The following is a 22,213-nucleotide window of genomic DNA, read 5'->3' on the forward strand; positions in this document are numbered from 1 at the left end:
CTTCGTAGGAGCGAGCTTGCTCGCGAACCGCCCTGCGTGCCTCCGCCACCCCGTCATCCCCGCGAACGCGGGGAACCAGAGACGCTGGGCTCCCGCGTTCGCGGGAGTGACGGTCATGCGGCGGGGCATTTGCCGGCTGCGCCGAAGCGCTCTCGTGCTGTGAAACCCATGCGGCCGTGGCGATGGGTATCGCTTCGCTCAACCCATCCTACAAAAGCCCCGCGGCTGTGCTCTTCGTAGGAGCGAGCTTGCTCGCGAACCGCATGGCACCGTGTTTGTTCGCGAGCAAGCTCGCTCCTACGAGAAGCCGTGCCCGCCCGTTCGCGCCGGGCCTTCAGTGCGTCGCCATCCAGATCAGCAGCCCGGCCTGGAACACCGCGAATACCGTCAGGCAGGCGATGATGAAGCGCAGGCTGGTGTCGTCGCGGCGGAAGGTCTCGATGCGCTGCTGCAGCTTGCGGATCTCGTTGTCCTGGCTGGCCAGGTTCTGGTCGGCCTGCTCCAGCATGGCCGCGGCGTCCAGCAGCGGCACCAGTTGCACCTTGTCCTTGTTCCAGTCGTCGTACAGCTCGCTCACCCGTCCGGCGCCGTAGCGGGCCTTGAGCAGGCGCGAGTCCTCGTACTCCACGTCGAAGCCCTGGGCGCGCAGGACGTGGTCGCGGCGCAGGCGGATTTCCTCGTTGGGCGCGTCCTTCACCCCCAACACGCCGCCCTCGACCTTGTAGTGCGCCCACTTCTGCCGCGCCCAGGCGATGCCCTGGGCCAGCAGGAAGCGGCCCAGGCCGCGGTTGATCGGCTCCAGGGCGAAGCCGCTGTCGGCGCCGAAGCGCACTTCCTTGTTGCGGTGGTCGGCCCAGACCTCGAACAGGTTCTGCTCCTTGCGCAGGGCCTGGCCGGGCAGCTGGATGCTCAGGCGCAGCAGGCTCTGCTCCGGGGCGTGGCGTTCCACCCGGCCGAGCTGGACGAAGCGCAGGGCGCGGGCGCCGGTGCTGCGGTCGGTGGGCAGGGGCGCCAGACGCAGCAGGCGGAAATGCTCCGGCGCCAGCTCCGCCCAGGGATGGGGCGGGGCCGGTGTTTCGGCGGGGGCGGCGGCGTCGCTGAGTGGGTCGGCGTCGGTCATCGGATTCCTCGGGCCTGGCCGACGGCCAGGGATCAACTCAACTTCTGTAGGAAGCGTGTAAGTAACGACTTTCATACAGGGGCTAAGCGATTATCGACGCCGACAGTGATTTCTTGAGACGCCCGTTTCAGCTCATGCCTTCGGCCGATGGAGTCTGCGGGCGGGTTCGCAGGATGAAGCCGACCAGTCGCTGGACCAGGTCGCGGGCCAGCGGCAGCCCGGGGTCGTTGTAGGACGCCAGCTGCTTCTTCACGTCGGCCGGGACGATGCGCAGGATGTGGTTCATGCCGGAGATCAACTGCAGCTCGGCGTCCGGCCTGGCGCGCTGTAGCGCCTGGGCGTCGGCCACGTCGACCTGGATGTCGCTGGTGCCCTGCAGGATCAGCGTCGGCTGGCGCACCCGGGCCAGCGCCCGGGCCGGGTCGTGGCGGAACAGCGAGATCAGGTAGGGCTGCACGCTGGGGCGGAACAGCGCGTTCAGCTGCGCCGGCACCTCGGGTACCTGCTGGCCGCCGCGCAACTGGTCGAGGATGGCATCGGCCTTCGCCAGCAGGGGCGGCGGCAGGCGCACCGAGAGCTGCTCGCGCAGCACCTTGTCGATCGACCGGCCGCTGCCGGCGATCAGCACCAGGGCCGCGGCCTTGCTGCGCGGCGCGGCCAGGCTGGCGATCAGCGCGCCCTCGCTGTGGCCCACCAGCACCTGCGGGCCGAAGCGAGGGTCCGCGGCCAGCCGGTCGCTCCAGGCCACCAGGTCGTCGACGTAGCCGTCGACGCTCAGTTGCCGTTCGTCCGGCGCGGCGTCGCGGCTGCGGGCGATGCCGCGCTTGTCGTAGCGCAGGCTGGCGATGCCGTCGCTGGCCAGGGCCTCGGCCAGGCGCCGCAGGTAGGCGTTGTTGCCGCCCTCGGGGTTGTTGCCGTCGCGGTCGGTGGGGCCGGAGCCGGCCACCAGCAGGGCCAGCGGTGGCGGGCTGGCGGTCTGCGGCAGCAGCAGGGTGCCGCGCAGCACGCCGTGGCCGGTGTCCAGGTCGTAGGGGCGTTGCAGGATGGTGGGGGAGGCGGCGTAGGTCATTGTGGCGAACAGCCAGCAGGAAAGAAGGGCGATAAGGCGCGGCATGGAAGGCTTCATGGACTGCATGATAGCGGTTTGACGGCGCGCGCCGCGGAAGGTTCGCAGGGCGGTATGTCGCAGGTATACTGCTGGGCCTTTTCGTTCACCCAAGTCTTCCGCGGAGCCTCGCATGTCCGGCAACACCTACGGCAAGCTGTTCACCGTCACCACCGCTGGCGAAAGCCACGGCCCGGCGCTGGTCGCCATCGTCGACGGCTGCCCGCCCGGCCTTGAACTCTCCCTGGAAGACCTGCAGCGCGACCTCGACCGGCGCAAGCCCGGCACCAGCCGGCACACCACCCAGCGCCAGGAAGCCGACGAGGTGGAAATCCTCTCCGGCGTGTTCGAGGGTAAGACCACCGGCACCCCGATCGGCCTCTTGATCCGCAACACCGACCAGAAGTCCAAGGACTACTCGGCGATCAAGGACCTGTTCCGCCCGGCCCACGCCGACTACAGCTACCACCACAAGTACGGCGTGCGCGACTACCGCGGCGGCGGCCGTTCCTCGGCCCGCGAGACCGCCATGCGCGTGGCCGCCGGGGCCATCGCCAAGAAGTACCTGGCGAGCCTGGGCATCCAGGTGCGCGGCTACATGAGCCAACTGGGCCCGATCGAAATCCCCTTCAAGACCTGGGACAGCGTCGAGCAGAACGCCTTCTTCAGCCCCGACCCGGACAAGGTGGCGGAGCTGGAGGCCTACATGGACCAGCTGCGCCGCGACCAGGATTCGGTGGGCGCGAAGATCACCGTGGTCGCCGAAGGCGTGCCGCCGGGCCTGGGCGAGCCGATCTTCGACCGCCTGGACGCCGAGCTGGCCCACGCGCTGATGAGCATCAACGCGGTCAAGGGCGTGGAGATCGGCGCCGGTTTCGCCAGCGTCGCCCAGCGCGGCACCGAGCACCGCGACGAGCTGACCCCCGAGGGCTTCCTGTCGAACAACGCCGGCGGCATCCTCGGCGGCATCTCCAGCGGCCAGCCGATAGTCGCGCACCTGGCGCTCAAGCCCACCTCCAGCATCACCACCCCCGGCCGCTCCATCGACGTGAACGGCAACCCGGTGGACGTGGTCACCAAGGGCCGCCACGACCCCTGCGTGGGCATCCGCGCCACGCCCATCGCCGAGGCGATGATGGCCATCGTGCTGATGGACCACCTGCTGCGCCAGCGCGCGCAGAATGCCGACGTGCGCGTCAGCACGCCGGTGCTCGGTCAGCTGTGAGCTACAGGCCACAGGCGGCAGGCTGCAGGCAGAAGCCGCTCTTTCCTGAAGCCTGCTGCCTGTAGCCTGTGGCCGCTTCTCTGCCCTACTGGCGCCTGTCCAGCTTCTACTTCTTCTATTTCTGCCTGCTGGGCGGGACCGCGCCGTTCCTCGCCCTGTACTTCCATCACCTGGGCTTTTCCGCCGCGCGCATCGGCGAGCTGGTGGCCATTCCCATGCTGATGCGCTGCGTGGCGCCGAACCTGTGGGGCTGGCTGGGCGACCGTTCCGGCCAGCGCCTGCGCATCGTGCGCTTCGGCGCGCTGTGCACGGCGGCGTGCTTCGCGCTGATCTTCCTCGACCACAGCTACGCCTGGCTGGCGCTGGTGATGGCCGGGCACGCGTTCTTCTGGCACGCGGTGCTGCCGCAGTTCGAAGTCATCACCCTGGCCCACCTGGGCGAGCGCACCGCCAGCTACAGCCGCATCCGCCTGTGGGGCTCGATCGGCTTCATCTGCACCGTGGTCGGCCTGGGTCGGTTGTTCGAGGCCACCAGCCTGGACTACTACCCCTGGGCGCTGCTGGCGATCATGCTGGGCATCGTCGCCGCCAGTTGGTGGGTGCCCAATGCCCAGCCGGCCTGGCGCCACGGCGACGCGCCGGCCAGCGGCTTCCTGGCCCAGCTGCGCCAGCCGGGGGTGATCGCCTTCTACCTGTGCGTGTGCCTGATGCAGCTGTCCCACGGGCCGTACTACACCTTCCTCACCCTGCACCTGGAGGCCCTCGGCTACAGCCGCGGGCTGATCGGCTGGCTGTGGGCCCTGGGCGTGGTGGCCGAGGTGCTGCTGTTCCTGGTGATGCCGCGCCTGCTGGGGCGCTTCAGCCTGCGCCAGGTGCTGGCGGCGAGCTTCCTGCTGGCGGCGCTGCGCTGGCTGCTGCTGGGCAGCCTGGCCGACCACCTGGGCCTGCTATTGTTCGCCCAGCTGCTGCACGCGGCCACCTTCGGCGCTTTCCACGCCGCCGCCATCCATTTCGTCCAGCGCAGCTTCCAGGCGCGCCAGCAGGGCCAGGGGCAGGCGCTCTACGCCGCGCTGGCCGGCACCGGCGGCGCCCTCGGCGCGCTTTACTCCGGCTACAGCTGGGCCAGCCTGGGCCCGGCCTGGACTTTCGCCATCGCCAGCCTGGCGGCGCTGGCCGCAGCCGTTATCATCCGTACCCGTCTGAAAGAGGAGCGGCCATGAGCAACAACCGTGAACACCTGACCCGCCAGATCATCGAGGCCGGGCGCTTCCTGTACGGCCGCGGCTGGTCGCCGGCCACCAGCAGCAACTATTCCGCGCGCCTGGCCGCCGACCGCGCGCTGCTCACCGTCTCGGGCAAGCACAAGGGCCAGCTGGGCGTCGACGACGTGCTGGAGACCGATCTTGCCGGCAACAGCCTCGAACCGGGAAAGAAGCCCTCGGCGGAAACGCTGTTGCACACCCAGCTGTATGCCTGGCGCGCCGAGATAGGCGCGGTGCTGCACACCCACTCGGTGAACGCCACCGTGCTCTCGCGCCTGACCCCCGCCGACCGCCTGGAGCTGGAAGACTACGAGCTGCAGAAGGCCTTCGCCGGCGTCACCACCCACGAGGGCCGGGTGACGGTGCCGATCTTCGACAACGACCAGGACATCGCCCGCCTGGCGGGCAAGGTCCAGCCCTGGCTGGACGCCCACCCGGACTGCCCCGGCTACCTGATCCGCGGCCACGGCCTGTACACTTGGGGGCCGCGCATGGAAGACGCCCTGCGCCAGGTGGAAGCCTTCGAATTCCTCTTCGAATGCGAACTTAAAGTGATCAGCCTTCGCGGCGGCACGCGCTGAGCGAATCCGGCAGTACCCGAGGACCCGAGCATGAGCAGCCTGACCGTCTACCACGAATCCGCCCCCGAACAGCCGCTGAAGCTGCTGACCCACGCCGAGGACATCGCCGCCACCCTGGCCGAGCTCGGCGTGCGCTTCGAGCGCTGGCAGGCCAGCGCGCCCATCGCCCCCGGCGCCAGCCCCGACGAGGTGCTGGCCGCCTACGCGGCGGAGATCCAGCGCCTGAAGGACGAGCAGGGCTACGTCACCGGCGACGTGGTCAGCCTGAACGCCGACCACCCGCAGAAGGACGAGCTGCGCGCCAAGTTCCTCGACGAACACCGCCACGGCGAGGACGAGGTGCGCTTCTTCGTCGCCGGCCGCGGCCTGTTCACCCTGCACGTCGAGGACCACGTCTACGCCGTGCTCTGCGAGAAGAACGACCTGATCTCGGTGCCGGCCGGCACCCGCCACTGGTTCGACATGGGCGAGCGCCCGCACTTCGTGGCCATCCGCCTGTTCAACAACCCCGAGGGCTGGGTGGCGAAGTTCACCGGCGACGAGATCGCCCGGCGCTTCCCGCTGCTGGAAGACTGAACCCTGTGCTCTTCGTAGGAGCGAGCTTGCTCGCGAACGGATTCCGCGGCGGGGTTGGTTCGCGAGCAAGCTCGCTCCTACAAAAAATAAGCCGCCCCTGCTTTGGAGTCCCCATGCCGATCAAAGCCATCCTCACCGACATCGAAGGCACCACCAGCGCTGTCAGCTTCGTCTTCGACGTGCTCTTCCCCTACGCCGCCGCGCACCTGCCGGATTTCGTCCGCGAGCACGCCGGCGAGCCGGAAGTGGCCGCGCAGCTGGACGCGGTACGCGCCGAGAGCGGCGAAGCCGGCGCCGACGTCGAGCGCTGCATCGCCATCCTCCTGCAGTGGATAGCCGAGGACCGCAAGGCCACGCCGCTCAAGGCGCTGCAGGGCATGGTCTGGGCGCAGGGCTACCGCGCCGGCCAGCTCAAGGGCCACGTCTACCCGGACGCGGTGGAGGCGCTGCGCCGCTGGAAGGCCGAGGGCTATGACCTGTACGTCTACTCCTCCGGCTCGATCCAGGCGCAGAAGCTGATCTTCGGCTGCTCCGAGGCCGGCGACCTGGCGCCGCTGTTCTCCGGCTACTTCGACACCACCAGCGGGCCCAAGCGCGAGGCCGCCTCCTATGCGCGCATCGTCCAGGCCATCGGCCTGCCGGCGGAGCAGGTGCTGTTCCTCTCCGACGTGGTGCAGGAGCTGGACGCCGCCCGCGAAGCCGGCCTGGCAACCATCGGCCTGGCCCGCGAAGGCGGCGCCTTGGAAGGCCACGAGACGCAGGCCAGCTTCGCCCTGATCGACCCGGCCCGCTGCTGAGGCCGCCGCCGCCGTCTATGCTGGAGGGCACACCTCCAGCAGCGGGAGCGGCGCCATGGGTTCGACCTTCAACGGCCTGATCGGCCTGATCATCTTCGCCCTCGACGTCTGGGCGATCATCAGCGTGCTCAAGAGCAGCGCCGACGTGCCCATCAAGATCATCTGGGTGTTGGTGATCCTCATCCTGCCCTTGCTGGGGCTGGTGATCTGGGCGATCGCCGGGCCCAAGGGCAACGTGCGGGTTTGACCTCGGGCTGGTCGTATCGGTGGACGATCCGGCGCGGCCGGTGAATCCAATCGCGGACGGAGTCCGCTCCTACAGCTCCCGGGAGGCATGATCGTAGGATGGGTTGAGTTTGCGAAACCCATGCGGTTGCGCTGATGGGTATCGCTTCGCTCAACACCATCCTACGAAAAGCCATGCTCGCTCATGCGGTAGGAGCGGACTCTGTCCGCGATCGGGCCGCGAAACCGTCAGATCAGCTCCAACTCCCGCGACGCCCCCACCATCACCCCCTCCAGCCGCAGCAGCGCCTCCTTGCGCGGCAGGCCGCCGCCGTAGCCGGTGAGGCTGCCGTCGCGGCCGATCACCCGGTGGCAGGGGATGATGATGCTGATCGGGTTGGCGCCGTTGGCCGCGCCCACCGCGCGCACCGCCTTCGGCCGGCCGATGCGTTCGGCCAGGTCGGCGTACCAGGTGGTGTGGCCGTAGGGAATCTGCGTCAGCGCGTGCCAGACCTGGCGCTGGAACTCGGTGCCCTGGGGCGCCAGGCGCACGTCGAAGACCTTGCGCTTGCCGGCGAAGTATTCGTCCAGCTGCTTCATCACGGCGTCGAGCTGGCTGCTGGCCTCGCGCCAGTCCGGGCCCGGCTCGTGGCCTTCGAACGGGGTCATGTAGAGCATGCGCAGGCCCTGTTCGTCGCCGGCCAGCAGCAGGCGGCAGAGGGGGCTGTCGTAGTAGCGGTAATGCATGGCTTCATCCTCCGATGCGGCTGCCTTGCGAATAGGCTTGCCAGAGATAGACGGCGGCGTAGGCGCGCCAGGGGCGCCAGGCCTCGGCGCGGCGTTGCAGGTCGCGGGCGCTGGTGCCGGCCTCGCCCCAGACCGGCGACTTGAGCAGGCCCAGGTCGGCGGCGGGGAAGGCGTCGGCCTCGCCGAAGGCGCGCAGGGCCACGTATTCGGCGGTCCAGGGGCCGATGCCGGGCAGTTCGCAGAGGCGCTTCACCAGCGCTTCTGCGCCATCCTCCACATGCAGTTCCAGGGCGCCTTCGGCCACCGCCGCGGCGAAGCGCTGCAGGCTGGCCACGCGCTTGCCGGGCATGCCGATGCCGTCCAGGTCCGTCTCGGCCAGGGCCCGCGGGGTAGGGAAGAGGTACTGCGGGCCGTCGGCCACGGCATTGCCCAGGGGCTGGCCGAGGCGCTGCACCAGGCGGCCGGTGATGGTCACCGCGGCCTTCACCGTGACCTGCTGGCCGACGATGGCGCGCACCGCCTGCTCGAACGGGTCGAAGGCGCAGGGCAGGCGCAGCCCCGGCCAGGCCTCGACGAGCGGGCGCAACAGCGGGTCGGCGCCCAGGTGCGCGGCCACCGCCCGCGGGTCGCTGTCCAGGTCGAACATCTTGCGCACCCGCTCGGCCAGTGGGGCGCTGTCGGCGCCGGCGCCGTCCAGGTGCAGTTCCAGGCGCAGGGCTGGCTCGTCGGCCAGCGGGCGGATCTCCATCCAGCCGGGCACGCCATCCAGGCGCAGGCTGCGCCGGTAGTGCGCCTCGCCCAGCGTTTCCACCCCGGCCAGGCGGCGCAGGGCGAAATGGGCGTGGAACTGTGCCCAGTCCCAGGGCGGCTGGTAGGGCAGGTGCAGGACGAGGGGCGTGATGGGTGCGTTCATGGCGCTGACCATAACCCGCCGCCGCCGCGCTGTCGTCCCGCAGCTGACTTTCAAAGTGAGCGGGCAAACTGAGCGGGCAAGGTGAATGGGCGAAGTGCGCGGGTTCGACCTGTCATGCCTCGCACAGTAGAATGCGCGCCTTTCACGGCCGGCCCTCGGCCCGCTTCATTCACCGTTGAACCGGGAGACCGCCCATGCGCGATTACCAGGAAACCCTCTACGAAGGCTACGGCCAGCGTTTCAGCGTCGACCAGCTGCTCCACGAGGTGCGCACCGAGCACCAGCACCTGGTGATCTTCGAGAACGCCCGCATGGGCCGGGTGATGGCCCTGGACGGGGTGATCCAGACCACCGAGGCCGATGAGTTCATCTACCACGAGATGCTCACCCACGTGCCCATCCTCGCCCATGGCGCGGCCAAGCGTGTGCTGATCATCGGCGGCGGCGACGGCGGCATGCTGCGCGAAGTGAGCAAGCACGCCAGCGTCGAGCACATCACCATGGTCGAGATCGACGGCACCGTGGTCGACATGTGCAGGCAGTTCCTGCCGCGCCACTCCAGCGGCGCCTTCGACGACCCGCGCCTGGACCTGGTGATCGACGACGGCATGCGCTTCGTCGCCACCACCGAGCGCAAATTCGACGTGATCATCTCCGACTCCACCGACCCCATCGGCCCGGGCGAGGTGCTGTTCTCCGAGAACTTCTACCAGGCCTGCCACCGCTGCCTGAACCCGGGCGGCGTGCTGGTCACCCAGAACGGCACCCCGTTCATGCAGCTGGACACCGTGCGCAACACCGCCGGTCGGATGAACGGCCTGTTCGCCGACTGGCACTTCTACCAGGCGGCGGTGCCCACCTACATCGGCGGCGCCATGACCTTCGCCTGGGGCGCCCTTGAGCCCGCCCTGCGCCGCGTGCCGCTGGAAACCCTGCGCCAGCGCTTCGCCGCCAGCGGCATCGCCACCCGCTACTACAACCCGGAAATCCACCAGGGCGCCTTCGCCCTGCCGCAGTACGTGCTGCAGGCCATCGGCAAGCCGCACAACGACTGATCCGCAAGCGCCGCTGTCGGAACCATCCGGCGGCGGCGACTCTTTTTTCACCTGTGTTGGGCATAATCCGACGCCTTGACGGCATTTTCTTAAGGTCCGGCTAATTTTCACCGACTAGAATGCGCCGCCCGCTCCACGTCCCGCTCCCGGGCTTGGAGCCTCCGCGCCTCCCCGCAGGGGAGGGCGCCCGAACCGAACGTTGCACAAGACGGAACCTGAAACATGGGCCAATCGGAAGTCCTGAATACCCGCCAGCGCGCCGCCAACCTGGCGCGCGCCACGGTGTCCAGCCACCTGGGGTTCATCCTGCTCGGCAGCCTGGCGCTGATGCTGATGTTCTCCCTGTTGCGCCTGGCGCTGCTGGTCTACAACCGCGAGCTGATCGGCGACACCCCGGCCAGCACCTTCTTCGAAGCCTTCCTCACCGGGGTGCGCTTCGACATCCGCGCGGTGGTGCTGATCGTCGCGCCGATGATCTTCGCCCTGGTCAGCGTCACCGCCATGCGCTGGCGCATGTTCTGGCGCGTGTGGCTGACCGCCCTGGCCAGCCTGACGCTGTTCCTCGGCGTGCTGGAGCTGGACTTCTACCGCGAGTTCCACCAGCGCCTGAACAGCCTGGTGTTCCAGTACATGTCCGAAGACCCGAAGACGGTCATGAGCATGATCTGGTACGGCTACCCGGTGGTCCGCTACCTGCTGGCCTGGGCCGTGGCCACCTGGCTGCTGTTCATGCTGTTCCGCGGCGTCGACCGCGCCACCCGGCCCAGCGCCGTGGGCGCCTCGGCCGCCGCCTGGTACCTGCGCGTCGCCGCCCTGCTGGTGGTGGTGCTGGTGGCCGGCGTCGCCTACCGCGGCACCCTGCGCCAGGGCCCGCCGCTGCGCTGGGGCGATGCCTTCACCACCGACTCGATGTTCGCCAACCACCTGGGCCTGAACGGCTCCATGACCCTGCTCAAGGCCGCCGAGGACCGCTTCGGCGAGGACCGCGCGAACATCTGGAAGGCCACCCTGCCCGATGACCAGGCCCGCGACACCGTGCGGCAGATGCTGCTGACGCCCAACGACAAGCTGGTCGACGCCGACGACGCGGCCATCCGCCGCGACTTCACCCCGCCGGCCGAAGGCACGCTGCCGGGCGTGAAAAACGTGGTGGTGATCCTCATGGAAAGCTTCGCCGGCCACTTCGTCGGCGCTCTCGGCGCGCCGGGCAACATCACCCCGTACTTCGACAAGCTGTCGAAGGAAGGCCTGCTGTTCACCCAGTTCTTCTCCAACGGCACCCACACCCACCAGGGCATGTTCGCCACCATGGCCTGCTTCCCCAACCTGCCGGGCTTCGAGTACCTGATGCAGACGCCCGAGGGCGGCCACAAGTTCTCCGGCCTGCCGCAGCTGCTCAGCGCGCGCCAGTTCGACGACGTCTACGTCTACAACGGCGACTTCGCCTGGGACAACCAGTCCGGCTTCTTCGCCAACCAGGGCATGACCACCTTCGTCGGCCGCAACGACTTCGTGAACCCGGTGTTCTCCGACCCGACCTGGGGCGTGTCCGACCAGGACATGTTCTCCCGTGGCAACGAGGAGCTGGACCGCCTGGCCGCCAGCGGCAAGCCGTTCTATGCCCTGCTGCAGACGCTCTCCAACCACGTGCCCTACGCCCTGCCCAAGGACCTGCCGGTGGAGCGCGTGACCGGCAACGGCAGCCTCGACGAGCACCTGACCGCCATGCGCTACTCCGACTGGGCGCTGGGCCAGTTCTTCGAGAAGGCCAAGAAGTCGCCGTACTACAAGGACACCCTGTTCGTGGTGGTGGGCGACCACGGCTTCGGCGCGCCGGAACAGCTGACCGAGATGGACCTGTTCCGCTTCAACGTGCCGCTGCTGATCATCGCCCCGGGCATCCAGGAGAAGTACGGCGCCAGCCGCGACACCGTCGGCACCCAGATCGACATCGTGCCGACCATCATGGGCCGCCTGGGCGGCGAGGTGCGCCACCAGTGCTGGGGCCGCGACCTGCTGAACCTGCCGGCCGGCGACAAGGGCTTCGGCGTGATCAAGCCCTCGGGCAGCGAACAGGTGGTGGCCATCCTTTCCGGCAACCGCATCCTGATCAAGCCCAAGGAAGGCGACATCCGCGTGTACGACTACCAGGTCGGCGCCCATCCCAAGGCCGATCGCGTGCAGAGCGTGCCGGACGAGGCCGAGCTGAAGAAGCGCCTGGAATCCTTCATCCAGACCGCCACCAGGAGCCTGCTGAACAACACCACCGGCGTGGTGGACAGCAAGCCGGACAGCGACTGACCGACGCGTGACGGAGAAGGGGCCTGCGGGCCCCTTTTTCGTGGGCGGCGCTTTAAGATTTGGTTATAAATTAAGTCGATATTGATATAAGCGCTTATAAGGAAAGCCGCTATCCTGCCCGCCGGTTTTCGCAAGCCGTTCACGGCTTTCAGGAAGGGTTGATGGAATTCGGCGTCCTTGGTTTCGTTGTCGCAGGCTTGCTGGTCGGGTTCATCGTGGGCATGACCGGCGTCGGTGGCGGTTCGCTGATGACGCCCATCCTGCTCTGGTTCGGCATCAACCCGGCTGCGGCCGTGGGCACCGACCTGCTGTACGCGGCCATCACCAAGTCCGGCGGCGTGCTGGTGCACACCCGGCACAAGAACGTCGACTGGCGCATCACCGGCTGGCTGACCCTCGGCAGCGTGCCGGCGGCGGGGCTGACTCTGCTGTTCCTGCACAGCCTGGGCGCCGACACCCAGGCGCTGAACACGGTGATCAAGCACGCCCTGGGCGTGGTCCTGCTGCTCACCGCCCTGGCCATCCTGTTCAAGCAGAAGCTGCTGGCCTTCGCCCACAAGCATGCCGGCGACCATTACCACCTGGGCGGCGCCAGCCTCAACGGCCTCACCATTCTCACCGGCGTGGTGCTCGGCGCGATGGTCGCGCTGACCTCCATCGGCGCCGGCGCGCTGGGCACGGTGGCGCTGTTCGTGCTCTATCCCTTCCTCGCCACCCGCCGCCTGGTGGGCACCGAGATCGCCCACGCGGTGCCTCTGACGCTGGTGGCCGGCCTGGGCCATGCCAGCATGGGCAACATGGATTGGCAGTTGCTGGGGTACCTGCTGTGTGGTTCGCTGCCGGGGATCTACCTGGGGAGCCACCTGTCCGGGCGCATTTCGGACAACGTCCTGCGGCCGTGCCTGGCGGTGATGTTGTTCAGCATTGGCTACAAGCTGGTGTTCTGATCCGGTTCGGCGGTTCTCTGGGTTCGTGGGAGCGAGCTGGCTCGCGAACCTTGGTCCTGTGTTCCCGTCTTCCCATCGTCATTCCCGCGAACGCGACATCCATGTCGCAGACCTCCTGAGCGCGGGTTTCGCTCGGCCTTCGAATCGCGGACAGAGTCCGCTCCTACAGTTCCAGGAAGCACGGGCGTAGGAGCGGACTCCGTCCGCGATCGGATTCACCGGCCACGCCGGACATCCCGGTGGCACGGATGGCGGCGGATAACCGAGAACGGTTATTCGCCCTACGTTCCCATTCGCGGGAATGACGGGGCGGGGGTCGGAGCATCAGGATGACTCCAGATTCTCCGGCTGCTCAGGACAGCCCCCTCTCCCTTCAGGGCGGGGCGCGCAGCCGAGGGCTGGGGAGAGGGCGCTCTTGAACCCCACGGCACTGCGCCGGCAGATGCTCCAGTCACTGCAGCACGAATGAAAAAAGCCGCGCAGGAGTGAGGCGCGGCTGGAAGCGGCGGGCGTCGGGAGGGCCCGCCGAAAGCGTTGGCTTCAGTGGTGCCCGCAGAGGGCGTCGCGGCCACGTTCGCCGAGGATGTTGAACAGCAGGTTGAGCAGCACGGCCCAGATCGCGGTCATGGCGATGCCGCTGTGGGTGATCGGTTCCATCCAGGCGGGCAGGGCGGCGAAGAAGTCCGGGCGCACCACCGGGACCATGCCCATGCCGATGCTCACCGCCACCAGCAGCTGGTTGCGGCGGTCGACGATGTCCACCTCGTGGAGGATGCGGATGCCGCTGGCGGCGACCATGCCGAACATGGCGATGCCGGCGCCGCCGAGCACCGCCGGCGGGATCGAGGCGACCACGTAGGCGGCCTTGGGCATCAGGCTGAGGAGGATCAGGAAGCCGCCGGCGGCCACGGTGACGAAGCGGCTGCGCACCCCGGTCATCTGCACCAGGCCGATGTTCTGGGCGAACGACGAATGGGTGAAGGTGTTCATGAAGCCGGCGAAGAACGACGCCGTGGCATCGCACAGCAGGCCGCGGCGCAGGCGCTTGGGGCAGATCTCGTCGCCGGTGATCTTGCCCAGGGCGAGGAACATGCCGGTGGACTCGACGAAGATGATCAGCACCACCAGGCACATCGACAGCACCGGGGCCAGGTGGAAGCTGGGCGCGCCGAAGTGCAGCGGGGTGACCACCTCGAAGGCCGGGCGGGCGTCGATGCCGGACAGGTCGACCATGCCCATGGCGCTGGCGACGATATAGCCCAGCAGCATGCCGATGAGCACCGAGACGTTGGTCCAGAAACCCTTGAGGAAGCGGTTGACCAGCAGGATGGCGGCCAGCACCAGGCTGGACAGGAACAGGTATTCCAGGGCGCCGAAGTTGGCCGCGCCCTTGCCGCCGCCGGCCCAGTTGATGGCCACCGGGAACAGGCACATGCCGATGGAGGTGATCACGGTGCCGGTCACCAGCGGCGGGAAGAAGCGCACGATGCGGCTCATGAAGGGCGCCACCAGCATGCCGAACAGGCCGGCGGCGATGGTCGCGCCGAAGATGCCGTTGATGCCCACGCCGGGCATCCCGGCCATGGCCACCATGCTGCCGACGGCGGCGAAGCTGGCGCCCATCATCACCGGCATGCGGATGCCGATCGGACCGATGCCCAGCGACTGCACCACGGTGGCGATGCCGGCGACCAGCAGGTCGGCATTGATCAGGAAGGCGATTTCCTCGCGGGACAGGCCGGCGGCCTGGCCGACGATCAGCGGGACGGCCACGGCGCCGCCGTACATCAGGAGCACGTGCTGGAATCCCACCAGCAGCAGTTGCAGCAACGGCAGACGCTGGTCGGCGGACGAGCCGGCCGCGTGGCGCTCAGTTACCTCGGACATGCAACACCTCGATTTTTTATTGTTGTGTCACTGGTGGACGCCGATCAGGCTCGGCGGCCGGGTAGTACTGGCTCGCCACACCCCCGGGGCCGTGCGGGTGAAGCGGTGCGGGACTTTATAGCGTTGATGTGTATTCGCTTCAATATGTTTTTGTATACAACTCTCTGGTCGGCTTGTGAATGATGGGTTTCGGGTCGCTCTAGGCCGCGTGTTCCGTGGCTCCGGCGGGATGTAGCCGTAGGTCGGGCGGGACTACATTTTTATTCCGTGGAGTCGGTGTTCCTGTAGGAGCGGACTTTGTCCGCGATTCGCGCGCAGGGCGCGCTCCTACATGGGAGCCGTTGGTGCAGGCGGAATATCGGGCGCCGGCCTTGCCGGCGGAATCGTGGACGGAGTCCGCTCCTACAGCTCGTCGTGAGGCACGGTGGCTCTTTGTAGGAGCGAGCTTGCTCGCGAACCTTGCCCTACCTCCTCCCTTAACCCCGTCATCCCCGCGAACGCGGGGAACCAGAGACTGGCGCGACCCGTACCGTGAACGCCGCTGGTTTCCCGCGTTCGCGGGAATGACGAGGGTGGTTTGGGTGTCTGGGTGGTTCGCGAGCAAGCTCGCTCCTACGAAGAGCCTGCGGGCATAAAAAAACCGCACCCGGAGGTGCGGTCTTTCTGGTTCCGGCGAACCGCGGTGGCTCAGTTGGTCTGGGCGCCCTTGGCGATCCAGGAGCCGATCAGGTTGCGCTCTTCCTGGGTCATCTGGGTGATGTTGCCCAGCGGCATGACCTGGGAGGCCACGGCCAGCGCCTGGATCTTCGCGGTCTGCGCCTGGATCTGCTGCGGCGTGTCGAACATCACGCCGGCCGGGGCGGCGCTGAACAGCGGGCTGGTCGGCTTGGCCGAGTGGCACACGGTGCAGCGTTCCTGGATGACGTGATGAACCTTCTCGAAGTCGCCATTGCCGCCGGCGCCGGCGGCTTGCGCCTGGGCCGGGGCCTGTGCGGCGGCGGGCTTGTCGGCCTCTTCCTTGGCGCGTTCGGCGGCGGTCTTGCCGCCGATGGCGGTTTCCGGCAGCGGCTGGTACTGCACCTGCGCGGCGTTGCCGGCGGGGGCGGCGCTCTGCAGCGTCGGGCCGGTGACGAAGGCCAGGGCGATCATGCCCACGGCGCCGGCGGGCAGGGCCCAGGCCATGCCGTTGCCGTTGTGGCGGGTGTTGAAGTAGTGCCGCACGATCACCGCCAGCGCCGCGATGCACGCCAGGATCAGCCAGTTGTAGTGGCTGCCGTAGGTGCTCGGGAAGTGGTTGCTGATCATGATGAACAGCACCGGCAGGGTGAAGTAGTTGTTGTGGCGCGAACGCAGCAGGCCCTTGGCCGGCAGCACCGGGTCGGGCTCGCGGCCTTCCTCGATGGCCTTAACCAGCGCGCGCTGGGCCGGCATGATCACCCGGAACACGTTGCCGACCATGATGGTGCCGATGATCGCGCCGACGTGCAGGTAGGCGCCGCGGCCGCTGAACACCTGGCTGAGCAGGTAGGCGGCGAGCACCAGCAGGGCGAACAGGATGGCGCCGAGCAGGGCGGGGGTCTTGCCCAGCGGCGAGTCGCACAGGCCGGAGTAGATGAACCAGCCGGCGATCAGCGAGCCGATGCCGATGGCGATGGCCGCGGCGGGCGCCAGGTCGCTGCCCGGGGCCACCAGGTACAGGCTGGGGTTCAGGTAGAAGACGATGGTCAGCAGGCACACGCCCGAGAGCCAGGTGGAGTAGGCCTCCCATTTGAACCAGTGCAGGTTGTCCGGCATCTTCGGCGGCGCCAGCTTGTATTTCTCCAGGTGGTAGATGCCGCCACCGTGGATCGCCCAGAGGTCACCCGAGAGCCCCTCGCGCGGGTTGGCGCGGTTGAGGTTGTTTTCCAGCCAGACGAAGTAGAACGAGGCACCGATCCAGGCGATGCCGACGATCATGTGAATCCAGCGAACCAGCAGGTTCGCCCATTCGATGAGATGTGCTTCCACAGTCATTACCTCTTGCCCGGGCGCCGGCGTCGCGGCGGACGGGCCTCTCTTATTAGTTTAGTTGGGGGTCGAGGAGCAGTTGCTCGTCCTCGGTGAAGAAATGCTCGTCGCAGTTGTTGCCGGAACCGCTGCGATCGACCACCAGGAAGTCATCCCGCTTTTCGATCGTCAGCACCGGGTGGTGCCAGACGCCGCGGTGGTAATTGATGCCCTGCCTTCCGTTGCTCAGGAAGGCGCGGACAAGACCCGGTACAGGTACGTCGCCAAGTGGCGCGACCACGACCAGAAAGGAGTTGCCGAGCAGCGGGATGAAGGCCTGGCTGCCCAGCGGATGACGTTCCAGCATGCGGATGCGCAAGGGCATCTCCAGTGCTTCGGCGCTGAAGATGCTGATGATCGCCTTATCCTCGGGCTGCGCGGTCTCGACCGTGGCGAGCTTGTGATAGCGGCGGGTGGAACCGTTGTTGATCATGAAGTAGTCGCTGCCCTCGGTCTCGATGACATCACCGAACGGGGCGAAGGCTTCCTTGGTCAACGGTTCGATCTTCAGGGTACGCATGGCTGGTCACTTGTATTCGTTGTACTGAACCCGGGCGGGGCCCGGGAACCGCTTCTTCCGTCACTCCCGCGAACGCGGGAGCCCTGTGTCTCTGGCCCCCCGCGCCTGCGGGGACGACGGCGGTGTTTCGCTTACCTGGCCACCTTGCCGAACAGGCGCAGACGGCTGACGCCACCGTCCGGGAAGATGTTCAGGCGCACGTGGGTGATCGGGCCCAGTTCCTTGATCTGCTCGATGAAGGTGTGCTCGTTGTGCATCTGCAGCTTCTGGCTGGGCAGCAGTTCGCGCCAGTACAGGCTCTGGGTGGCGATCTGGCTGTCGGTGCCGCCCTTCACGAAGGCCGCCTGGATGTTGCAGCTCTCCGGGTAGTTGCCCTTGAAGTGCAGGGTGTCGACGACGATCTTCTCGACGATGCCGGCGTGGCCCAGCGCGACAATCACCCAGTCGTTGCCCGGGGTGCGGCGGCGGCCGGTTTCCCAGCCGTCGCCCATGTTCACGCCGCGGCCGGGGTTGAGGATGTTGCTCATGCGGCCGAAGTGTTCGTCGGAGCAGGCGAGGGCGCGGCCGCCGTTCAGTGCCGCGGCCAGGTCGACCTGCTCGTTGGGGTTCTGCTGGGCCCAGTCGCGGAACGGGATGCCGTACACGCGCAGGCGCGCCACGCCGCCGTCCGGGTAGATGTTCAGGCGCAGGTGGGTGTAGGGGCGCTCGTCGCTGATCTCGTGGTAGTGGTGGCTGTTGCCCTGCAGCTCGACGGAGGACAGCACTTCGGTCCACTGGGTGTCGTCGTTCGGCTCGCCCTCGGCCACGAAGCAGCCGTCGAGGGAGGCCGACGGCGGGAAGTTGCCGGTGAAGAAGCTGGTGTCGATGTCCACGCCCTTGATCGAGCCCGGCACGCCCAGGCGGATCACCGCGTGGTCATAGCCTTCGAAGCGCTTGCGGCGGGATTCCCAGCCGTCCATCCACTTGCCGTTGTCGTCGAATACGCCTTCCTTCCACACCGCGGGGGTGGGCTGCAGCATGCGGCTGGCAGCGGCGAACCATTCGTCGGTGACGCTGATCACCTTGCTCCCCAGGCGCTCGTCGGCCAGGTTGACGAATTTCTCGAAGGGAGCGTTGTAGGTTCTCATCTTGTTCTCCTTGGTGACGTGTTAGTCCGGTCCTGCGCGCTCACAGCTGCTGCAGACGGAACATCGCGATCTTGTTGATCTCGGCCAGGGCGGTCTGGAATTCCTGCTCCGGCGTGTTGTGGATGCGCTCCTCGAAGGCCGCGAGGATCTGGTGGCGGTTGCTGCCCTTCACCGCCTTGATGAAGGGGAAGCCGAATTTCGCCTTGTACGCATCGTTGAGTTCGTTGAAGCGGGCGAATTCCTCGGCAGTGCATTCGTGGATGCCGGCGCCGGCCTGCTCGGAGGTGCTGGAGGCGGTCAGCTCGCCGCGCACCGCGGCCTTGCCGGCCAGGTCCGGGTGGGCGTTGATCAGTGCCAGCTGGGCTTCATGGCTGGCTGACAGGAGGATGTCGGCCATGCGCTGCTGCAGGCTCTCGATGTCGTTGAGGTTCTCGTCCACGCCCAGGTCGTAGGCCTTCTCGGCCACCCAGGGGGAATGTTCGTAGATGTCGGCGAAGGCGGCGACGAAGGCCGCGCGGTCGAGGCTGGCCGGGGTGAGGGTCTGGAAGCGGCTCATGCCTGGCTCTCCTTGAACGGGTGCTTTTCGTGCCAGTGGCGGGCGATGTCGACGCGGCGGGTGATCCAGACCTTCTCGTGGCCTTTCACGTACTGGATGAAGCGCTCCAGCGCGGCCAGGCGCGCCGGGCGGCCGAGCAGGCGGCAGTGCATGCCGATGGAGAGCATCTTCGGCGCGCCCTCGGCGCCTTCGGCGTAGAGCACGTCGAAGGCGTCCTTGAGGTATTCGAAGAAGTCGTCGCCCTTGTTGAAGCCCTGCACCTGGGTGAAGCGCATGTCGTTGGTGTCCAGGGTGTAGGGGATCACCAGGTGCGGCTTCTCGGCGGTGCTCTCCGGGTCCCAGTAGGGCAGGTCGTCGTCGTAGGTGTCGGAGTCGTAGAGGAAACCGCCTTCCTCGCGCACCAGGCGCCGGGTGTTCGGGCCGGTGCGGCCGGTGTACCAGCCCTGCGGGCGCTCGCCGGTCAGCTCGGTGAGGATGCGGATGGCCTCCAGCAGGTGCTCGCGCTCATGGGCCTCGTCCATGTACTGGTAGTCGATCCAGCGGTAGCCGTGGCTGCAGATCTCGTGGCCGGCGGCGACCATCGCCCTGATCACGTCCGGGTGGCGCTGGGCGGCCATGGCCACGGCGAAGATGGTCAGCGGCAGGTCGTACTTCCTGAACAGCTTGAGCAGGCGCCAGACGCCGGCGCGGCTGCCGTATTCGTAGAGGGATTCCATGCTCATGTTGCGCGCGCCCTGCAGCGGCTGGGCGGCGACCATCTCGGAGAGGAAGGCCTCGGATTCCTTGTCGCCATGGAGGATGCAGCGCTCGCCGCCTTCCTCGTAGTTAAGCACGAAGGACAGCGCGATGCGGGCGTCGCCCGGCCAGTGCGGGTGGGGAGGGTTGTCGGCGTAACCGACCAGGTCGCGTGGGTAGTCAGCGCTCACTGCAGTGTTCCTTCTTGTTGGGGGCGGCGTGGGGCGGTAGGGCGTGCGCCACCGTGTTGCGAGATATTGTATACAAGTTGTGTGGTCGAATGTAAATACAATCCCGCGCGCCGATTTCGCCATCCGTCGTCATCCGCATCCGTCGGTAGAACAAGCAAATTACCTGCCCGAACGGTCAGCCTGGCGGGCTGTGGCCTTCCTGGTTCCGGCGATGGATCGAAATGCCGCGTGCTGGTGCGCTGGCGCCGTTTCGGGGCGCTGGAGCGAATTTTTTGTATACAATGTTTTGGTGATGGCGTATTTTCGTCCCATCCAACCCACCCGGCCGGCCGCTGCCTGCGGGGTGCAACCCACACCACACCGAGAAGGAGGACGGCGTCCGCCGGCCGCGCCGGGGATGCCCAGAGCCCATGGGACGTTTGACGACGCACGTACTGGATTCCGCCCACGGCTGCCCCGGCCATGGCATCAAGGTCGAGCTCTACCGCGTGGAAGGCCAGCAGCTGGAACTGGTCGCCACCCGCGTGACCAACGACGACGGCCGCTGCGACGAGCCGCTGTTGCAGGGCGAGGACTTCCGCGCCGGGGTCTACCAGTTGCAGTTCAACGCCGGCGACTACTACCGCGCCCGTGGCGTGCAACTGCCGCAACCGGCCTTCCTCGATCAGGTGGTGCTGCGCTTCGGCATCGCCTCGGAAAGCGACCACTACCACGTGCCGCTGCTGATCTCGCCGTACAGCTACTCGACCTACCGCGGCAGCTAGGCCGCCACCGACTTCCCACCCGACTCTTCGTGGAGTCCCATCGGCCCGCCTCTGGCGGGTCTTTTTTTGCCTGTGCGTTCTTGCGCCGAGATGCTTTCGTAGGATGGGTTGAACTTGTGTTCTGCCGGGAGACATGGGTAACAGGTGTCGGGAGACATAGGTAACGCATTTAGGATCACGGAATTGCCGTATCGGGAGATCGAGCGATGCCGTGGAAGGAGTGCACACCTGTGTCCAGTCGATATGAGTTCGTTCTCCTGGCAGAACAGCCTGATGCCAACGTGCGGGAGCTGTGCCGGCGCTTCGAGATCAGTCCGAAAACAGCCTACAAGTGGCTTCGACGCTACCAAGAGCAAGGCGAACCGGGATTGCTGGATAAGTCCCGGCGTCCCTTGAGTTGCCCCCGCCGTAGCAGCGAGGACCTGGAGCACGCTGTCCTGGCCTTGCATGAGGCCTATCCCGCCTGGGGCGGCCGCAAACTGCGCAGCCTGATGTCGGGTGACGAGTCTGCACGTCCGCATCACAGCACGCTCGATGCGATTCTGCGCCGGCATGGCCGGCCGTTGCGTTATGGGGCCGACGCCGGCCCTGCCGCGACATCGCGCTTCGAGCACGAGGCGCCAAACGACCTCTGGCAGATGGACTTCAAGGGGCACTTTGCGCTGTTCGGCCAGCGCCAGCATTGCCATCCATTGACGCTGCTCGATGACCACTCACGCTTTGCCCTGTGCCTGGCGGCCTGTGCTGACGAGCGGCGTGAAACGGTCCGCCAACAACTGATCAGGGTATTCCGGCGCTATGGCCTGCCCCGGCGCATTACCAGCGACAACGGCCCACCCTGGGGCTCAACCCGTCGCGGCGGCCTCTCGGCTCTGGAAGTCTGGTTGATGCGCTTGGGCATCAAGGTCGGACACAGCCGGCCTCACCATCCGCAGACCCAAGGCAAGCTCGAACGCTTCCATCAGACGCTCAAGCGCGAGCTGCTGCACGACGCGCACTTCCGCACCCTGGAGCAATGCCAGGCGGGTATGGACCGCTGGCTGGAACAGTACAATCAGCAACGTCCGCATCAGGCGCTGGGCCAGAAGCCGCCCTTGACGCGTTACCGGAGCAGCCCCAGGCCATACCCGGAAAAGTTGCTGGAAGTGGAGTACGAGCCCGGAGAGCGGGTGCTGACGGTACATACCAAGGGCCAGATTCGCCTCGATGGCCGAATGGTATTCGTCAGCGAAGGTCTGGCGGGTGAGCGAGTCGCCATCCGCCCCGCCAAGGAGGATGGCGTACTCGACATCATTTTCATCAACAAAACGGTCCGGCAGGTCGACCTCAGGCAGCCGGAGTGACCATGGGAAACCGTTACCCATGTGTCCCGACAGGCGTTACCTATGTGTCCCGGCAGAACACTTGCGAAACCCATCGGGCAATGGCGATGGGTATCGCTTCGCTCCACCCCCACCGCGTTCCCATGTAGGAGCGTGCCCTGCGCGCGAAATCGCGGGCAGGGCCCGCTCCTACAGGTTGCCACCGAACCTC

General features: G+C 67.3%; 21 protein-coding genes. 11 read left to right on the forward strand and 10 right to left on the reverse strand.

All coding sequences use genetic code 11. The annotated features are described in order from the left end of the window. Positions 1-334 precede the first annotated feature (334 nt). Positions 335-1,120: a hypothetical protein gene (locus tag ACTWJ5_RS11130; protein ID WP_444438527.1), complete on the reverse strand. Its 786-nt coding sequence runs from the start codon at positions 1,118-1,120 to the stop codon at positions 335-337. 127 nt (positions 1,121-1,247) lie between these two features. Next, the gene (locus tag ACTWJ5_RS11135; protein WP_444439573.1) at positions 1,248-2,246 is read right to left on the reverse strand and encodes an alpha/beta hydrolase; all 999 of its coding nucleotides are present in this window, start codon (positions 2,244-2,246) and stop codon (positions 1,248-1,250) included. A 112-nt stretch (positions 2,247-2,358) separates the two neighbouring features. Between ACTWJ5_RS11135 and aroC the strand changes: the two genes are divergently transcribed. The 6 genes from aroC (at position 2,359) to ACTWJ5_RS11165 (ending at position 6,913) form a co-directional block, all read left to right on the forward strand. Further along, a complete protein-coding gene (aroC, locus tag ACTWJ5_RS11140) occupies positions 2,359-3,450 on the forward strand; it encodes a chorismate synthase (RefSeq protein WP_249919565.1) in 1,092 nt (363 codons plus the stop codon). 68 nt (positions 3,451-3,518) lie between these two features. Further along, a complete protein-coding gene (locus ACTWJ5_RS11145) occupies positions 3,519-4,670 on the forward strand; it encodes an MFS transporter (RefSeq protein ID WP_249919566.1) in 1,152 nt (383 codons plus the stop codon). Further along, on the forward strand, positions 4,667-5,293 hold the full coding sequence (locus tag ACTWJ5_RS11150) for a methylthioribulose 1-phosphate dehydratase (RefSeq protein WP_074984850.1): 627 nt from the start codon (positions 4,667-4,669) through the stop codon (positions 5,291-5,293). Before ACTWJ5_RS11145 ends, ACTWJ5_RS11150 begins: the two co-directional genes overlap by 4 nt. 30 nt (positions 5,294-5,323) lie before the next feature. After that, positions 5,324-5,869 (forward strand): 1,2-dihydroxy-3-keto-5-methylthiopentene dioxygenase, encoded by a 546-nt coding sequence (locus tag ACTWJ5_RS11155; protein WP_444438530.1) that lies wholly within the window; start codon positions 5,324-5,326, stop codon positions 5,867-5,869. A 113-nt stretch (positions 5,870-5,982) separates the two neighbouring features. After that, positions 5,983-6,666, forward strand: coding sequence for an acireductone synthase (gene mtnC / locus ACTWJ5_RS11160; RefSeq protein WP_074984844.1), 684 nt, complete (start codon positions 5,983-5,985; stop codon positions 6,664-6,666). Between the two features lie 55 nt (positions 6,667-6,721). Next, positions 6,722-6,913, forward strand: coding sequence for a PLDc N-terminal domain-containing protein (locus tag ACTWJ5_RS11165; RefSeq protein ID WP_043272153.1), 192 nt, complete (start codon positions 6,722-6,724; stop codon positions 6,911-6,913). A 227-nt stretch (positions 6,914-7,140) separates the two neighbouring features. Here the strand turns inward: ACTWJ5_RS11165 and ACTWJ5_RS11170 are convergent, their stop codons facing one another. Both ACTWJ5_RS11170 and ACTWJ5_RS11175 read right to left on the reverse strand, forming a co-directional pair. Further along, complete coding sequence (locus tag ACTWJ5_RS11170) at positions 7,141-7,638, reverse strand: methylated-DNA--[protein]-cysteine S-methyltransferase (RefSeq protein WP_074984841.1); 498 nt, start codon at positions 7,636-7,638, stop codon at positions 7,141-7,143. Positions 7,639-7,642: 4 nt separating this feature from the next. Continuing rightward, positions 7,643-8,551, reverse strand: coding sequence for a DNA-3-methyladenine glycosylase family protein (locus tag ACTWJ5_RS11175; RefSeq protein WP_074984923.1), 909 nt, complete (start codon positions 8,549-8,551; stop codon positions 7,643-7,645). Positions 8,552-8,745: 194 nt separating this feature from the next. Here ACTWJ5_RS11175 and speE point away from each other — a divergent pair, with 194 nt between their 5' ends. The 3 genes from speE (at position 8,746) to ACTWJ5_RS11190 (ending at position 12,854) form a co-directional block, all read left to right on the forward strand. Continuing rightward, a complete protein-coding gene (speE, locus tag ACTWJ5_RS11180) occupies positions 8,746-9,606 on the forward strand; it encodes a polyamine aminopropyltransferase (RefSeq protein ID WP_253390128.1) in 861 nt (286 codons plus the stop codon). 222 nt (positions 9,607-9,828) lie between these two features. Next, positions 9,829-11,907 carry an LTA synthase family protein gene (locus ACTWJ5_RS11185; protein ID WP_444438533.1) on the forward strand — a complete coding sequence of 693 codons (2,079 nt, stop codon included), beginning with the start codon at positions 9,829-9,831 and terminating at the stop codon, positions 11,905-11,907. A gap of 161 nt (positions 11,908-12,068) precedes the next feature. Continuing rightward, positions 12,069-12,854, forward strand: a complete 786-nt coding sequence (locus tag ACTWJ5_RS11190) for a sulfite exporter TauE/SafE family protein (protein ID WP_009618662.1) — start codon at positions 12,069-12,071, stop codon at positions 12,852-12,854. Between the two features lie 540 nt (positions 12,855-13,394). Here the strand turns inward: ACTWJ5_RS11190 and ACTWJ5_RS11195 are convergent. The 6 genes from ACTWJ5_RS11195 to puuE all read right to left on the reverse strand — a co-directional run bounded on the left by ACTWJ5_RS11195 (position 13,395) and on the right by puuE (position 19,916). Further along, a complete protein-coding gene (locus ACTWJ5_RS11195; protein WP_444438535.1) occupies positions 13,395-14,741 on the reverse strand; it encodes a nucleobase:cation symporter-2 family protein in 1,347 nt (448 codons plus the stop codon). A gap of 687 nt (positions 14,742-15,428) precedes the next feature. Beyond that, the gene (locus ACTWJ5_RS11200) at positions 15,429-16,748 is read right to left on the reverse strand and encodes a urate hydroxylase PuuD (protein WP_444438537.1); all 1,320 of its coding nucleotides are present in this window, start codon (positions 16,746-16,748) and stop codon (positions 15,429-15,431) included. Positions 16,749-16,800: 52 nt separating this feature from the next. After that, positions 16,801-17,307, reverse strand: coding sequence for an ureidoglycolate lyase (locus tag ACTWJ5_RS11205; RefSeq protein WP_074984827.1), 507 nt, complete (start codon positions 17,305-17,307; stop codon positions 16,801-16,803). Between the two features lie 131 nt (positions 17,308-17,438). Next, positions 17,439-18,434, reverse strand: coding sequence for an allantoicase (alc, locus tag ACTWJ5_RS11210; RefSeq protein WP_444438539.1), 996 nt, complete (start codon positions 18,432-18,434; stop codon positions 17,439-17,441). A gap of 40 nt (positions 18,435-18,474) precedes the next feature. Further along, positions 18,475-18,990 (reverse strand): 2-oxo-4-hydroxy-4-carboxy-5-ureidoimidazoline decarboxylase, encoded by a 516-nt coding sequence (gene uraD, locus ACTWJ5_RS11215; protein ID WP_444438541.1) that lies wholly within the window; start codon positions 18,988-18,990, stop codon positions 18,475-18,477. Continuing rightward, on the reverse strand, positions 18,987-19,916 hold the full coding sequence (puuE, locus tag ACTWJ5_RS11220; RefSeq protein WP_444438543.1) for an allantoinase PuuE: 930 nt from the start codon (positions 19,914-19,916) through the stop codon (positions 18,987-18,989). The genes uraD and puuE overlap by 4 nt, the downstream gene beginning before the upstream one ends. 410 nt (positions 19,917-20,326) lie before the next feature. Here puuE and uraH point away from each other — a divergent pair, with 410 nt between their 5' ends. After that, on the forward strand, positions 20,327-20,680 hold the full coding sequence (gene uraH / locus ACTWJ5_RS11225) for a hydroxyisourate hydrolase (RefSeq protein WP_009618677.1): 354 nt from the start codon (positions 20,327-20,329) through the stop codon (positions 20,678-20,680). A gap of 206 nt (positions 20,681-20,886) precedes the next feature. Then, the gene (locus ACTWJ5_RS11230; RefSeq protein WP_135499969.1) at positions 20,887-22,023 is read left to right on the forward strand and encodes an IS481 family transposase; all 1,137 of its coding nucleotides are present in this window, start codon (positions 20,887-20,889) and stop codon (positions 22,021-22,023) included. The last annotated feature ends 190 nt before the right edge of the window (positions 22,024-22,213 follow it).

It is taken from the genome of Pseudomonas sp. A6 (genome assembly GCF_052367875.1).
GTDB classification, from domain to species: domain Bacteria; phylum Pseudomonadota; class Gammaproteobacteria; order Pseudomonadales; family Pseudomonadaceae; genus Pseudomonas; species Pseudomonas citronellolis.

What these genes read in the sequence shown, in the direction of transcription:
- ACTWJ5_RS11130 (WP_444438527.1), bottom strand. Translation starts at nt 1,120, where the DNA reads ATGACCGACGCCGACCCACTCAGCGACGCCGCCGCCCCCGCCGAAACA.
- ACTWJ5_RS11135 (WP_444439573.1), bottom strand. Translation starts at nt 2,246, where the DNA reads ATGAAGCCTTCCATGCCGCGCCTTATCGCCCTTCTTTCCTGCTGGCTG.
- aroC (WP_249919565.1), top strand. Translation starts at nt 2,359, where the DNA reads ATGTCCGGCAACACCTACGGCAAGCTGTTCACCGTCACCACCGCTGGC.
- ACTWJ5_RS11150 (WP_074984850.1), top strand. Translation starts at nt 4,667, where the DNA reads ATGAGCAACAACCGTGAACACCTGACCCGCCAGATCATCGAGGCCGGG.
- ACTWJ5_RS11155 (WP_444438530.1), top strand. Translation starts at nt 5,324, where the DNA reads ATGAGCAGCCTGACCGTCTACCACGAATCCGCCCCCGAACAGCCGCTG.
- mtnC (WP_074984844.1), top strand. Translation starts at nt 5,983, where the DNA reads ATGCCGATCAAAGCCATCCTCACCGACATCGAAGGCACCACCAGCGCT.
- ACTWJ5_RS11165 (WP_043272153.1), top strand. Translation starts at nt 6,722, where the DNA reads ATGGGTTCGACCTTCAACGGCCTGATCGGCCTGATCATCTTCGCCCTC.
- ACTWJ5_RS11170 (WP_074984841.1), bottom strand. Translation starts at nt 7,638, where the DNA reads ATGCATTACCGCTACTACGACAGCCCCCTCTGCCGCCTGCTGCTGGCC.
- ACTWJ5_RS11175 (WP_074984923.1), bottom strand. Translation starts at nt 8,551, where the DNA reads ATGAACGCACCCATCACGCCCCTCGTCCTGCACCTGCCCTACCAGCCG.
- speE (WP_253390128.1), top strand. Translation starts at nt 8,746, where the DNA reads ATGCGCGATTACCAGGAAACCCTCTACGAAGGCTACGGCCAGCGTTTC.
- ACTWJ5_RS11185 (WP_444438533.1), top strand. Translation starts at nt 9,829, where the DNA reads ATGGGCCAATCGGAAGTCCTGAATACCCGCCAGCGCGCCGCCAACCTG.
- ACTWJ5_RS11190 (WP_009618662.1), top strand. Translation starts at nt 12,069, where the DNA reads ATGGAATTCGGCGTCCTTGGTTTCGTTGTCGCAGGCTTGCTGGTCGGG.
- ACTWJ5_RS11195 (WP_444438535.1), bottom strand. Translation starts at nt 14,741, where the DNA reads ATGTCCGAGGTAACTGAGCGCCACGCGGCCGGCTCGTCCGCCGACCAG.
- ACTWJ5_RS11205 (WP_074984827.1), bottom strand. Translation starts at nt 17,307, where the DNA reads ATGCGTACCCTGAAGATCGAACCGTTGACCAAGGAAGCCTTCGCCCCG.
- alc (WP_444438539.1), bottom strand. Translation starts at nt 18,434, where the DNA reads ATGAGAACCTACAACGCTCCCTTCGAGAAATTCGTCAACCTGGCCGAC.
- uraD (WP_444438541.1), bottom strand. Translation starts at nt 18,990, where the DNA reads ATGAGCCGCTTCCAGACCCTCACCCCGGCCAGCCTCGACCGCGCGGCC.
- uraH (WP_009618677.1), top strand. Translation starts at nt 20,327, where the DNA reads ATGGGACGTTTGACGACGCACGTACTGGATTCCGCCCACGGCTGCCCC.
- ACTWJ5_RS11230 (WP_135499969.1), top strand. Translation starts at nt 20,887, where the DNA reads ATGCCGTGGAAGGAGTGCACACCTGTGTCCAGTCGATATGAGTTCGTT.